At 40.0% G+C, this 14,372-nt stretch carries 12 protein-coding genes; 4 read left to right on the plus strand and 8 right to left on the minus strand.

Going from position 1 to position 14,372, the window contains the following annotated elements; translation table 11 throughout:
• Positions 1-22 precede the first annotated feature (22 nt).
• The 8 genes from cas1d to VB732_RS02675 form a co-directional block, all read right to left on the minus strand.
• A complete protein-coding gene (gene cas1d, locus VB732_RS02640) occupies positions 23-1,027 on the minus strand; it encodes a type I-D CRISPR-associated endonuclease Cas1d (protein ID WP_323229260.1) in 1,005 nt (334 codons plus the stop codon).
• A gap of 149 nt (positions 1,028-1,176) precedes the next feature.
• Complete coding sequence (gene cas4 / locus VB732_RS02645; protein WP_323229262.1) at positions 1,177-1,770, minus strand: CRISPR-associated protein Cas4; 594 nt, start codon at positions 1,768-1,770, stop codon at positions 1,177-1,179.
• A gap of 31 nt (positions 1,771-1,801) precedes the next feature.
• A complete protein-coding gene (gene cas6 / locus VB732_RS02650) occupies positions 1,802-2,671 on the minus strand; it encodes a CRISPR-associated endoribonuclease Cas6 (protein WP_323229263.1) in 870 nt (289 codons plus the stop codon).
• Positions 2,661-3,281 carry a 2OG-Fe(II) oxygenase gene (locus VB732_RS02655; protein WP_323229264.1) on the minus strand — a complete coding sequence of 207 codons (621 nt, stop codon included), beginning with the start codon at positions 3,279-3,281 and terminating at the stop codon, positions 2,661-2,663. The genes cas6 and VB732_RS02655 overlap by 11 nt, the downstream gene beginning before the upstream one ends.
• 76 nt (positions 3,282-3,357) lie before the next feature.
• A complete protein-coding gene (gene cas3, locus VB732_RS02660; protein WP_323229265.1) occupies positions 3,358-5,640 on the minus strand; it encodes a type I-D CRISPR-associated helicase Cas3' in 2,283 nt (760 codons plus the stop codon).
• Positions 5,633-6,391 carry a type I-D CRISPR-associated protein Cas5/Csc1 gene (gene cas5d, locus VB732_RS02665; RefSeq protein WP_323229266.1) on the minus strand — a complete coding sequence of 253 codons (759 nt, stop codon included), beginning with the start codon at positions 6,389-6,391 and terminating at the stop codon, positions 5,633-5,635. The genes cas3 and cas5d overlap by 8 nt, the downstream gene beginning before the upstream one ends.
• Before the next feature lie 3 nt (positions 6,392-6,394).
• A complete protein-coding gene (gene cas7d / locus VB732_RS02670; RefSeq protein WP_323229267.1) occupies positions 6,395-7,423 on the minus strand; it encodes a type I-D CRISPR-associated protein Cas7/Csc2 in 1,029 nt (342 codons plus the stop codon).
• Between the two features lie 20 nt (positions 7,424-7,443).
• Positions 7,444-10,137 (minus strand): CRISPR-associated protein Csc3, encoded by a 2,694-nt coding sequence (locus tag VB732_RS02675; protein ID WP_323229268.1) that lies wholly within the window; start codon positions 10,135-10,137, stop codon positions 7,444-7,446.
• A 182-nt stretch (positions 10,138-10,319) separates the two neighbouring features.
• On the opposite strand from VB732_RS02675, the gene VB732_RS02680 reads away from it, so the two are divergent.
• The 4 genes from VB732_RS02680 (at position 10,320) to VB732_RS02695 (ending at position 14,252) form a co-directional block, all read left to right on the plus strand.
• Positions 10,320-11,183: a WYL domain-containing protein gene (locus VB732_RS02680; protein ID WP_323229269.1), complete on the plus strand. Its 864-nt coding sequence runs from the start codon at positions 10,320-10,322 to the stop codon at positions 11,181-11,183.
• Positions 11,184-11,401: 218 nt separating this feature from the next.
• Positions 11,402-11,620: a hypothetical protein gene (locus VB732_RS02685; protein ID WP_323229270.1), complete on the plus strand. Its 219-nt coding sequence runs from the start codon at positions 11,402-11,404 to the stop codon at positions 11,618-11,620.
• 220 nt (positions 11,621-11,840) lie between these two features.
• Positions 11,841-13,082: an aminoglycoside phosphotransferase family protein gene (locus tag VB732_RS02690; RefSeq protein WP_323229271.1), complete on the plus strand. Its 1,242-nt coding sequence runs from the start codon at positions 11,841-11,843 to the stop codon at positions 13,080-13,082.
• 81 nt (positions 13,083-13,163) lie between these two features.
• Positions 13,164-14,252, plus strand: coding sequence for a T3SS effector HopA1 family protein (locus tag VB732_RS02695; RefSeq protein ID WP_323229272.1), 1,089 nt, complete (start codon positions 13,164-13,166; stop codon positions 14,250-14,252).
• Positions 14,253-14,372: the final 120 nt, after the last annotated feature.

Raw genomic sequence — 14,372 nt, forward strand, 5'->3', positions numbered from 1 at the left:
GGGAATGGGGAGAAATTACAAGTTATTTGAGAACTAGGGGAGGATATTTGTCGATTTCGTTCATGAGGTATTTACTTAATAACCTCGCCTGAATTTCAAAGGATTCTTGGTAGGTGCATTTGTTTCCCATGACTGGATGTTTGAAACTCGATAGTTTCTTTTGTTGGTAGGCGCGAAGGAATGTATGCAGTCCTTCTTTGGTTAAAGACACAGCACCACTGAGGGGTTCGGTGGTAAAGTCAGTTAGGGTTAGCGATCGCTTGTTAATCAGCGACAACACTACAGCATCCACTATTAAGGGACGAAATTCTTCCATCAAATCCAAGGCTAGGGAAGGTCTACCATAACGTTCAACGTGTAAGTATCCTAGATAAGGATCGAAGCCGACAATATTTAAAGCACTTTGCACATCATGACGTAGCAATGAATACCCGAAACTCAGTAGGGCATTAACCGGATCGGTTGGTGGACGGCGGTTTCTGGCTTTAAATCGGAATTCTGAAGTTTTGATTAGTTGTTGAAAACAACCGAAATAGGCTGCACTACCAGCACCTTCTAAACCTCTGAGGGAATCAATACTGCTAGTTTTTTCGATTGGTGCGATCGCGTTTTCCAATCGAGTGATGTTATTATTCAGGTCAGTATCAGGATGTTCTCGCTGAGTGCGAAGTAAGCTATGGCGGTAATTTTTCAATTTACCCCGTACAAATCCTCTAACTAAATGGATTGCTGGTTGTGATTCTCCCACAGCTTGCCATTGGGCTTTACGAACAAAGATATTTTTAGTAGCTTCTGGTTCTAAACGCCCTAAATATCGTCCGTTTTGTGTGAGAAATGTTAAGCAAATGTGACGTTCTAAAAGTTCATTGACGACGGCGGGAGAAATAGTAGCCCGTCCTAGTACTACAATTCCCTCTATTTTAATTAAAGGGATATCCAAGATTATTTTTTGTTCAGCTTTGACGGTGAGACGTTCGTCAACTTTACCGATAAAAGCATCGGCTTGTGTTACGTAAAGTGTTCCCATTTTTGATTCTTCCTAGTAATAATTTGGGCTTGGGTGAATAGATTTGTCGGGTATAATTAAATACGGGTTAGCAAGGGTTGCTGGTGTAGACAATTGGTCTTTTAAGACGCGATTTATCGCGTCTCTACATGATGGTTTTGGGGTATGATTTAATTTACTTCTTGGTAACTTTTGACTTTATCGGTTGCTTTGGGCAAACATTGCGAATAAAGGCTGCATCCTTGGCAGCGTTTGCTGTAAACTGGTTTTGGCATTGCTCCTGTTTCTAGGAGATTTGTGACAGATTGAATAGTTGCGATCGCACTTTGCCGTAACTCTGCATTAATCTCTACTAATTGCCGTTGATGGGAGTGGGCATAATAGACATATCCAGTGTTAACTGGTTTTCCTGTCATTTCTTCTAAACATAAGGCTTGGGCACAAACTTGCAACTCATCGTTATCCCATTCGCCTTTGCGTCCTCGTTTGTATTCGACTGGATAAATTTTACCTGATTCTGCTTCAATTAAATCAGATTTACCGATTAGTTTGTATTGCTCAGACTTCAACCAAATTGCTCTAATTTGCCAAGTTTCTCCTCGCTGTACATCGCTTGTGGTATGGACGCGATCGTGTAAAGTTGTGCCTTCAATTGTGTATTGGTTATCGGTAAACTCTCCTGCACAAAACATCCGCCAACAGCGATGCGGACAATAGGCATATTGATTCAATGCCGCAATGGAGATATATTCGGTTTGATTCATAACTCAGGTGGTTTTTAAATGATTGTTCAAATTAAGGAGAATACAGCCGTCGCGTCATTCCCATACCCATTGTTGTTTTTCTTCCGACACCAGTATATAAAGCAAAGTCAGCTAAAGCGTTAATTTGCTTAATTTGTATTGGTTCAACTGCCCCTAAAATCTTATAGGTTACTTCGCCAAGAATGCCGATAAATTTGCTGCGAGAATCAGCTAATATTTCTGTGTGAATATTGACAAATGAGGGAAATATTGACTCGATCGCAATTTGAGTAAATTCTATGCCACTGTATTTATTCCACCGCGAAAGTAGGGAATTAAACACAGATTCTCTAGTAGGAAGGGTAGTATCATACTGTCCTTGACGGAAGGCAGTGGGTGTGGAGAAGCTAAGGTTAATGGAAGAATGGCGATCGCTAGCTTCTTCATATAATTGAGCGTAAGTACTGGCATTTGCCCAAGGTTGAATAGATTGGGGTGTGCCTTGAATGCTGGTAATATACAAGTCAGCCGGGCCAAGATGCCAAGGGCGATTGGGATTAAGATTTAGCCAGAGTTGGGTAAGTTTGCCAAATAAAGTGTCATCTAATAAAGAGATGCGCCACCAACAAGGAGTTCCGGCGGGAATAGGTTGTTGATGTGAGTACTGCAAACTACTGCTAGTAGAAATTTTAGATTTATATTTACCCCGATCCTGTCCCCTATCCCCTATTCCCTCTCCCCTTATTTGCAGGGGGGAGAGGGTGAAAGCTTTATCTGCGGTGGAATCGTGCAAGCGATCGCCCAATGTGGTATCTACAGAACTAACGAGGGTTAAAAATAGGGCGTGGAGATGTCTACCTGTGAGATACTGTGGTGGAATGGGCGATTGAGGTAGCAAATTCAACACTAAACTATGAGGCATATTTTCTCTTTTTGGTTGTAGACTGAGTGATTCTTGACTCTACAGTAAACTCAGGGATTTCCTGGAGTTCAGCATCACTCAAACTATACTGTTCACAAACGAGACTTAGACGATTTCCTGGAGTTTTGACAGCGTTAACCGAATGGGTTAAATCACCTTGAAAATAAACTAAAGTATTGATTTGTGGCTTAACTTGCCCAAGTTGGCGTTTGTGCGATCGCAATACCAGTTCTCCCCCTTCCATATCCGCAGGTACGCGCACATAGAGAACACTAACAACCGCAGGCGGTTCAATGGTTTTGGAGTAGGAACGTAAAGAGCGATCGATATGCGGATCGACGCGGGAGCCTTCTTTGAGTTGTAAAGGATTGAGGTAAAAAGCATTACAACTCGGCTGGAGAGCCAAATCTAGGTAAGGTTTGAAGTAGGGAAACTGCTGTTCTACTTTTGCTAATCCAGAACGCTGGAACACTACAGAAAATCCTTTCGTAGCGACAAAATCGCGGTTGAGGTTGTTGATAGCAAAGTAAGGACAAGCTTGGATTTCTCCCCACAAGTTATTTAGGTAATCGCTGGGGAAGGCGTTGGTTTGTTGTTGATAGTGTTTCACGGGGGATGTGAGAGAAATATACTTATAAATTGATGTTCTACAAATTCTCGCACCATTGGTGCGAGAATTTAATTATTTATCCCGCAATAAAAACTTCATCATCTGGAAGACGTAATTGTTTAAACTTCATTGCCATTGTTAAAATGCCTGACAAGCCTGTAAAAAATCTATATTCTTTCTCCATATCATTACAATCAATGATTATTGGATAAGAAGTAATTCCTTGCTTGTTTAATTGGAAAATAACAGCAGCATTTGTTCTTGGACAAATAATTACTCCTGGTAAAAGATGTCTATTCAAAGCTTGTATTAGAGGTGTAGGCCGTATTGCTCCTCCAGCACTGCGGATAATTTGACAATTTTTAAAAGCTGTTAGCTTGTTCAGTTCTGTACTGATAAATTCTTGCCAGTTATCAGTATAACGCAATCGAAAACTCAATTGATAAGTTTCAGTAGCGCGACTGGTGATTTCAATATAATCACCATTTTGGACAAATTCGTAATAGCGTAATAGGTGAAAAGGATCTAGTCTTGTTTCCTCTGATTCATCTAGAATCAAACCATGAGGGTCACGAATGGAAAGACTTTCAAACAGACTAGAGCGAAAACTAAATAACGGTGCATAGCTTGTACTAAAAACTTCAGCAAATTCTTTTAACTCAGCTAGTGCCTCTTCATCTTTTTGAAATAAATCTACGTATTCGTCTAAAGTTGTACGTCCAGCTTGTAAGTCATCCCAATCTTCAGAAAATTTAGCTTTGATAAAACTTCTGACAAAAGCTTGACCACCTTTGATATACTTCCAATCCTTTTTGATTTCTTTGAGAGATTTTTTCGCAATAGTTTCAGCACCTCGTAAAAGTTTCATTCTATAGCGATAATCATCCCAAGTTCTGTTTCCTTCAAAAATATATTTTAGAGTATTGAATAACTCCAAAATCAATTTTTCCTCAGCTAAACCTTCAAGCATTTCTTCCAATTCCAACAAGGGACGGGCAATTTCTAGAAATGCTTCTGAACGCCAGTAAGCTTTTAAAAAAGGCTTATCTAAACAGGGAAGTGTTTCAAGTAAGTCTTTTAAGGCTGTACGTCCCCCAGTAGTATCTAGAGACGTTAAGCCTTCTTCCCAAGCGTTAGTAGGTAAGTAAGCAATAGCTTCTGAATCAATATTAGTTTCAGATTTACCCAAAACACGCCCTACTCTACCAATTCTCTGCCAAAATGCGGCGCGATCGCGTGCTGAAAAAATCAACCAATCTAAATTTTGCCGTTTCGGTTCAGGATGTCTTTCAAAGTTAAATCCTACATCTACAGTGCTAGTAGCCAAAATGATTTGACACTGCATAGCCCTTTGTCTATCTTTTTTTGGTGCAGGGCCTGTAATGCGCCCGATATCATCACCAATTCCTTGCTTTCGCAGTAAATCTGAGAGACGATTAATATTATCAAGAGAGTCAAGAATTACAGCACCATTTTCATCAGGTCTTTCTCGAAAACGTTGGACAACTTCTGCTGCTAACTCTGCTAACCACTCTTCTTTACTATCTGGTTTTGGTCTTAATTCTAGATTAACTGCTGTTTGTGACGGTAAAAGATTAGTATTACCTGCTTCTCCATCAATTCTTGCTATCTTCACACCAGCCTGTTTTAAATTCTGCAATGCTAATTCACAAGCTGGTTCTGGTGTAGCTGTCAGCAATACTACTTTGCGTCCGTTCTCAAAAAAGCGAAAAACTTGAGAATAAGCGAGATAAAACAACATTCCTACTAGCTGTTTAGCATCGTAGAGGTGAAATTCATCAAAAATGACTGTCGAAAATTTAGTGTAAAAACTACTGGCGATATTACCTCTATCTAAGTTGTTATACGCAAAGAAAGTTGCATAGTAAAAGATATCAGGATTTGTGACTAAAATGATGGGCGTATTAGCTCCAACATCAGGAAAAACTGTAGCTGGATTCCGTAATACGTTATACAGCTTTTCCCCTGAACGACTGCCAACTTTATCGTTAGACCAGCTTTTAATATCTTTAGCAGAAGCTGATTTGACTATATGAGGTAAGTTAGCTTCTCTAACAAACTTTTTTGCTGCTTCTGTTTGCTGTTCAATTAAAGCATTAGTTGGAGCAATGTAAACAGCACTTTTATTTGGCTGATGTTTTAATACTGTTAGTCCTGCGTTGGTTTTACCTGTGCCAGTTGGTGCTAAATCAAGGATAATATCTGCATCCTTAGATTGTTCAAATACATCAACTTGATGCTGGAGCGCATTCCCCATAAAAGATAGTTCATCTGGCAAAGATGCACAAGCCGAAATACTGCGCGGTTCTAATCTGATAACTAATCTTTGATTACTCATTGTTGCTTTCTCTACCGCAAAAATGTAAACCTGCTGGTACAATCATTTCTCCAACTTGCCAAGCAGCACCTCGAAAACGAAGATTTTTAATGATGGGTGCAGGAGGAATAGAAATTAAATCGAATGCTAAAGCCTCTATTTGCTGTGGTAAATCAGCAGCATTTAGATAATGTTGACTTTGATATTCGCCTTCTGGTAGTAGAGTCACAGGAAATTCATTCAGCACATTCACCTTGACTTTACTCATGAACTTACCAAGGCGAATATAATTTGGTAATTGATTATTTCCAAATACCAAAGTTTGAAATTTATTTCTGCGTTCAATCATCCGCAGTCTTCCAGTTTGCGGAAAATTACTTGGTCTAAATGAACTTGGTTTTTTCCCTTGGCGTTGTAATGGTAAATCTTCCCGCGCCGTAGCAACACGGTTATTAGTCATTGCATACCAGTAAGAATCAGAAAGAGCATTGAAACGTTCAAATCTGAATGTCACTCTACCTACTGGTGAAGCTGGTAAGATATAAAAATCGTGCGCTATTGGTTGTAAATCTTCTTTGTAGGTTGGTCGTCCTGTAGCCTGACCTTGGAGGCGATAGGGGGAATTAACCCAACCTAAAGCATAGGTAAGAGCATAATTCCCAATTACCCCCTCAGTGTAATAGGTATCAGACAACTCCCTAGAGGCAAAAAAGACTGGTTCAAGACAGTATAATTCAACAAGTTTTGCCTGCTGAAAAGGAATTGTTGACATAATCTAAATCTCTACTTCAACTGGTGTATTTTTGCCTTTCGCCTTAGCCTTTTTCTTTTCAGGTGCAACCTGACGGAAGGATTCATAGGATTGCGTTAAACGCTTGAGAAAATTATCACGTTCAGCTTCTGACCAATTAGTTTCTACATCAGTCAGTAAATTTGCTAATTCTTCTTCAGATAGCTGCACAGAAACCCCTCTCTTATTTTTCCAATTAGAAATTACTTGTTTACTTGCTGTAATTAATTGATTAATATTCAAAGGATGTTCTAAAGGCTTACCTAAGACATCATAAGTAGCTTGTACAAGTTCCAAAGAACTCGGAAGTTCGGTAATACTACCAAATACACCTAATATTTCATTTTCCATGCGTCCAACACGACTGGAAACCGCGCCGTAACGACTTGTGAAAAGAATATTACCGATGATATAGCGCAGTTCATCCGCAGTTACATCTTTTAGGGTGACGACATCTAAAAAATGCACGCCTGGTTTGATGTATTCGCTGGTATTTAAAGCTGTTGAGGCGTTACCTTTTTCATCGCGCATTGTACCAGTTTCGTAGATGGCGTTTATGGTGCGATCGCCTACAACATCACTAGCAGGTAAAATACTAAAAGCGTCTTCAGTCCAAATGCGACTTTTCTGTGCGCCACCCCCACCAGCCGCGAAGCCGTAGAGGAAACAATCTACACACATTTCACAAGGTGCATTAGTATTTAAAGAACAAAGAGAGCCATCTTTAGGGTTGCTGTATAAAAGTTCATGCGCTCTTAAATGTTCTCGTCCGTAGCGTCTTTCTGGTGCTACTTGTTTACGCTTAGTCATTACCAAGCGTTGAATTATAGTTTTTTGATTTTCACCCTCTAAACCAGCTTGGACAAATTCGCTACACATTGGTTCACCTGAACCTTCTGTACGGAAGATAGTTTCAGAATGGGTTGTTCTTAAAACAACTAAAGTAATAAAACGTCCTTTGGGGAAATTCTCATAACTTGTTGCTAGTACCGAGGAAAGTTTTGAAATGGACATGATGAAAAACTCCTAATTATTTAAACAGTTGTAGTTGTTTCGACAGAATCATCTTCAGATTGACTTTTAAGTTGTTTACGCGCTTCCTCAAGGAAGAATAAATAAGCAGCTTCTAAAGTTTTTTGGTCAGATAAAAACTTTTCAGGACGTGCTGAATAAACCTCCTCATATAGTTTTCGTAATAGCTCGTAATAACGCTTGACCTGTTCATACTTTGTTGCACCTACGCCATGCTCACGGATACGGTCTAAGCGAGTATGATATTGCTGTACTAAAGCGGCAAAAATGACATCTAAACCCAAATAAGGCTTTTGAGAACGAATAGCAGCAATAAAAGCTGTAAACGGTTCTGCTTGAGCAGTTCGTTTAAAAGAACTTCCCCAAATTTTTCCCTCTGCTGCAACTTGAGCAGCTTCTCTAAGATATTTAGTTAAGAGTAAGTTTTCATCTGGCATAAAGCTCTCCAGTAAAGTATTTAACGGCTCACAAATGCGACTCCAAATAACGCTCAAGTTTGGTTCGTCTTGTTCTCGCAGAGTCCAACGTAGCAAGACATAATAAAGTTCAATTGGTCTGACACAAGCACGAGCCAAATCATACAAACAATCATCAGCTTTCTGAATACTTGCAACAGATGTTGCTAGTTTGCCAATGCAACGTAGTCGCTCAAGAATTTTTTCTGCATCTTGGCGTTGCTGATATTGTCCATTTCCCAATAAAGTTTGCAGTGCAGAAGGAATTCCCTCTATTCGTCCGTAAATATCACTAGATAACTCAACTTCTAGATTGCTACTCAAGACAAAAGGAAAGCCAATATCTAAAGACAGGGAAATTTCTAAAGCAAGCCTCAGTGATTTGAGTAAAGCTAAAGAATTATTAACATCTCCCCAAAGTAAAGGAATAATGACAGATGTATGAACAAAATTAGGACGTTTTGGCAATGCTAAACCAACTACTTTGTTAGCTTTAAATTCAAGCTGATTATCTTTATATAATTTCAATTCATCAATAGTGACAGTACCACCTTCAGCATTTGTTGCTGCAAGTTGTTTTAAAAGTCCACGCCAAATTCTCAACAGTTCTGGAGCAGAACCTTTCGGTAATGCCAAGTGCAAATAAAGCGGGTCTTGTTTTTTAACAGCAGGAAAGTTCGCCCCGACTGCCATTAATTGGTAGGCTAAAGCTGCAATTGAATCTGCTTGTCTTTTCGGTTCAGCACTGATACCACCCGGTAAGCGATTAGAAAAAGCTTGTACTTTTGTACCAGGAGGCATATTATCTGAAATTAGCTCATCTATATCAGTAGAAGTAGAACCTAAAGAGCATCTTTGTCTGGGATTTGCTTCTACATAAGCATTTAAATCATTAGCTCCATTTAGCCGAATAGCAAAAGGTAAATTTACCATTCGGCTAACGGCTGCAATCATTTCTTCAGATACTTCTGTTTCTTCAGATATTTGTGTACTTTCCTTTCTTAGTTGGAAAGATTCTTGTAGAGCTTCTTTAATACCCTCAATTCCCTTAACAGCAGCCTTAGCAGCAAATAAAGGTCGCCCATATTGACCATTAAACGACTCAATTGCAGTACGCTGAAGTTCAGATATACCCGTATGATGAGCAATTTTATCCCAAACTTCTTTAGGGCTTAATCCGGCTTCACGGTAACTAAGATAAGCTGCCTTCAAGCCTTCAGATATGGCAAATTCTTCTGCATTACTTACAGGTAATAACTGAAGTTCAGCCGCTTTTATTAGTGCATCTGCACCAGCCGCTTCACCCCATTTCGTTACATCTTTAGCAATCTTGTCTGATTTGTATCCAGCTTTTTTCCTTTCTAAAAGAGCCTCAACATTTACCAAAACTTCCTCAATATTTTGTTGGATAGCTTGATAAGTAACTTTAATACCATCTTTAGTAGGTCTGACAAGTCTTTCGATATTATTCCCAAAAACTTGGTCAATTTTACTTTGCCAAACAGCAGCTATTTCTTTTGTCAAATCTATATTTGCTAAAGCTTCCCCTTCAAAAAGTTCGCCATCAGGGAAAATTGCTAAAGGATTTAACCCATACTTTTGCAAAACCTCTTCGCAAGCACCCAGCAACAAGGCTGTAATATAGCCTTTATCTTCAGAAATGCTAATTCTAAACAGGTTACAGCTTCGTCCAAAAGCAACGGTTAATTCTTTTTCCAGTTTACGAAAACGTTGGGCATCTGGAATTCCTAAATCAAATAAGTCCGCAGCTGTAAGCATCGCCGCCCAACGTTCAATATTTGGGTCTTCTGGTAAAAATCTTGCTCCATCGCTGACGTTATGACCTGAATGGCGCTCAATTAGCTTTCTGACTAACTCCAAATCATCTTCTGAGACAACAAAACTAAGTACACAAGCTTTTTCAAGTTGTTCTCGTAAAAATTCCTGATTTCTAGCCAGGGTTTTAACATTGCGTCCTTGGGTATCTAATTTATTCAGGTCATGAACAGCAGTTGCAGCTAGTAGCAAAGGTCTTTTATCTTCTGGAACTTCTGCGATTCGGCTAACTGTCAAAATGAACTGACACGCAGAATCGAGATGTTCTGCAAGGGTTGTACCCGTTCTCACGCCGTACTGATGATGATGTGCATGATTTTCGTAAAGCTGGGGGCGAATTTCACTGAAATAAATCTCCTCCAAAGACTTTGGAGGATTATTCAAAAGCCTATTGCGCTTGGACATATAAAGATACTCCAATCCAAAATCGAGTCTAGGTTGCAAAGTCAACTTTTGAGATGAGTGCTTATACTGACATAACCTGACAAACTCAATTTATGTCACTGCACTTTTTTGCAACTAGACTATTTATAATTACATCTATGAATATGGCACAAATAAATTACAAGTGCAAGTACATTTTATAAATGTCGAGAAAAAAAGAAACGATTACACTGTCAATTCCGCCAGGAACTAAGGAACAACTAGAAGCGATCGCTCGCCAACTCAATATCACTTGGGGCAAAGAACCCAGTATTTCGGGCTTAATAGTGGCGATCGCACAACAATCTGTAGAGGTCGGAAAGCCCTTTACGCTTGACTCTAACCAAATTAATGCCTTACAGCAGGCAATAAAAGCTTTGAATGATGCAGTCCACATAGGAGAAGCGCAAACTGTACTTGCACTTTTACTAGAACGTGGCAATCTCGAAGCACCTCTTCGTCAATTGCTGATGAAGCAACTTAGTCAACCTATCCAAGAATGGCGAAATACCATAGAAGAACTAAGTAAAGCCAAACAGCCTTTCTACATTCTCTATTCCAACTCTCAAGGTCACGAGTTAGATTACAAAGTTCGTCACGCTGAGGTGCGCTTTTTTGAGAAACGCTTTTATCTGATGATTTGGTGTGAAGAGACAGCAGACGTAGAAAACGATATCCCAGAATTACCCGAACTTTGGCACAATCGTTGCTTAAGCTTTGAACGAATTAAGTCTGTTGTCCCTACAAGTGGTGATTGGCGAGGAGAACTTGATTATGTAAAAGTGCAATTACACTTTCGGGGCTGGCTAGCTAAAGCCTATCAACCGAAAGAAGATGATATTGAGGATGACATGATTAATAATGTGCGTCAGGTGGTGCGGCGAGTAGCTAATCCTTTCTGGTTGATTCGAGAAGTATCGCGGTATTGGGAAGATTGCGTGATTGTATCACCTGAGAGTCTGCGCGATCGCCTCAAACAAAAACTCCTCACCCTCTGCAATTTATACGATATCGAAACCAAATCTTAACTCTTCCCCTCTCCGACTCGGAGAGGGACGGTTTTACATAGGAAAACCAGGGAGAGGTCTTACCATCCTTGACAAAAGTACACTTCCATAAGATGTACTCATGTAACCGTTGTCTGCGATCGCCTATAGCCATTTACAATACGTAAGTAAGAAAAATGACGTAATAACAAGGCTTCCAGACATCAATTCTGAAAATTAAAGAAAAAAATAAATACTAATTGCCTAAAAATTCCGGTTTTTTTGGCTTTGGGATGATAAATAAAAATAATAGCGTTGAATGTCATGCTTCCTACCACGAAGGATTACTGAAATTCTTCGCCGCCTTCAGGATGACTACTGAGCATCAAATAACATCTGCCGCCAATCAGTTTTTTGCTGGAGATGCTGCTACATCAAAAGGCTGTACCACAAAACTTGCTCTAGATGTATCTAAGTAACTATGCTGAAAAAGTCTAAAGATATCACCGTATCTAGGAGTGAATTTTAAAGCAATTGTAAAGGACTTTGTACCATTTTGGCAGGTTTTGATCGGAAAGATGGGATATTAGTAGATTGTACAAATCTTTATCGTTATTCACTATCTACCAACAACTGCTAAGTACAAGCAAATACCGACACAGATAAGTTTAAGTAATTTAATGAAGTAGGAAATAATACATGGTATTATCACTGTCTTCTCATAACGTTATTCAGTATCTGCTAGAAGCGGGGCTGTGTAGCTCAGAAGATGACGCATCAGATAAATCTGAGTTGCCAGGAAGTAGTAAGAACAGTTTCGATTTACTCGTGACTCTAGCAGATAATCGTAAACTGCTCATTAAACAAGAACGTAACGTTAAAAGCAATGACGGCGCTCCTCGTGAATTGTTTCAGGAGTGGCTATTTCATCAATTACTCCAGCAGTTTCCAGTTCTTGGCAACATTTCTGCGATCGCACCGTTGGTAGTTCATTTTGACGAAGAGAATTCCATCCTTGTCCGCAACTACTTAAGTGAATATCGGGAACTTGCGACATTGTACCACAACAATGAGATTTGTCCACAAGAAATTGCCACTGCGATCGGTACTACTTTAGCGGGACTCCATCGCGCAACCTACAACCGCCGAGAATATAAGGATTTTATGGCAACTGCTCCCCAAGGAGAGTTTCGCTATGGCTTTTACAATCCGGCGCAAGGGTTAGAGTCAATTGGGCCAGAGATTTTTGGCACGGTTCCCACAGAGGCGCTGAAATTCTATCTACTATACCAGCAGTCTGAGAGTTTAGAATCTGCGATCGCTGATTTGGCGTATGACTGGAATCCCTGCTGCTTGACTCACAACGACCTGAAATTGAACAACATCTTGGTTCATTCCAGGTGGGAAAAACTAGACAATTGCCTAGTCAGACTAATTAATTGGGAAGCTTGTTCTTGGGGAGATCCAGCTTTTGATTTAGGGACTTTACTCGCAAGCTATTTACGAATTTGGCTCAATAGTCTCGTCGTAGATCCCACCATTGAGTTACAAGAATCTCTACATCTGGCTTTGACACCATTGGAGAGTTTACAACCCTCAATTATTGCCCTCATTAGGGGTTATCTAAATACTTTCCCGATGATTTTGGAATATCGCAGTGACTTTATTGTGCGCGTTATCCAGTTTGCAGGACTGGCACTAATTCATCAAATTCAGGATATGATTACCTGCCGGAAATCCTTTAATAATGCTGATATTTGTATGCTGCAAGTGGCTAAAAGTTTACTCACTATGCCGCAGCAAGGTGTACTGACTATTTTCGGAATATCAGAGTCAGAAATCCTTAACCCTGTGGGGAAAGTTCATAAACTTCCTCAGCTTGTAAAAGAGCCACAGCTACTTCGTCTTTATTACGAAAAAACTCGGCTTCGTGGTTGTTAATAGCAGGAAGCAGAACAGTTCTGAATTCTGACTCCTGACTCCTGAATTCTGTTTTTTAAAGTTTGAGTTCTAAATGGATTAATGCTAAATTACTCTATCAATCAACCGCTAAATTCTCTATTCGATATTGCTAAGAATATTCAGATTGAACCAAATTTTTGTATTTATCATCCCAATTATCAACCCTTTGCTCTGCCGACTAAAGTAGCCGAGAGATTTCAGCAAAATTCTGTAGATTTACAACAGAAATATCTAACTCTACTGCTGCGAAACTTTCTTTATGGGATCTATTACAATGGCTCTCTACAAAGTACTTTAGCGGTCAATACTGATAGTAATAATTGCCCATCAAAGCATGATTTAGCAGATAATTCCATCTTAGAAATTGATTGGAACTTTTACGAGCATCTACACGCCAGTAATCACGGCATAGGTTACTTTGACCCTCGATGGCAGGTGTTGCGGAAAGAACCTGATGGGACTATGGCTGTGACTAAAGGCGGTTTAACACTTTATATTGAGCCAGACTGCCACCTCAAATCCAGCAAGAAATCGACCAAAGTGGGTGACATGGTAGCAATCTGGATGCCCAAAAATAGAATGCAAAATGGTTGTTACTTAGCAGTTAGTAATGTTGGGCAGGAACAGCTAAGTAACCCTGATGCTGATTTGGGAGCAGGGCGAATTTACTTTAACTTTACACCATCTGGTGCGATCGCTCTTATGGAAAGTCTGACACTGCAATTGAATGCAGCCTCCATTCCCTTTAGCTTTCAGGTTCTCCACAACCCTTCTGCATACGGACGCTACGATTCGGGGCTACTTTACTTTGAACTCCCCGACTATCCAGCAATTCGCACAATCCTTCAGGCTATTTATCCAGAAAATCAATCTCATTTCCAGCCCGAAATCCCCTTGTTTACCAAATTTCTAGCCCCAGGTTTAGGTTTAGCCGAAGAACCAACCCAAAAATTTGCCGCACAAGAAACTTTTGGGATGAACCGTTGCCAAATTGTCGCTAATGCTTTACTTGAAGCTTGGCAAAAAGGCAAGAATGCAATGGAGGAACGGATGAGGACGATTGACCAACATTTTGCGCGACACCTAATAGATTTACAACGCCCTTATCTCAATCCCAGTTCAGAAGATATATATAAGCCGTTAAATTGATAGGGGATGGGGAATGGGAATAGGGACTGGGGACTAGGGACTGGGGGTGAGAACTTGAAACAAGTCTTTCCCCTTGTCCCCTTGTCCCCTTGTCCCCAAGTCCTCTTCCCCATTCCCAAA

It is taken from the genome of Nostoc sp. UHCC 0252, assembly GCF_034931145.1.
Lineage (GTDB): Bacteria > Cyanobacteriota > Cyanobacteriia > Cyanobacteriales > Nostocaceae > Nostoc.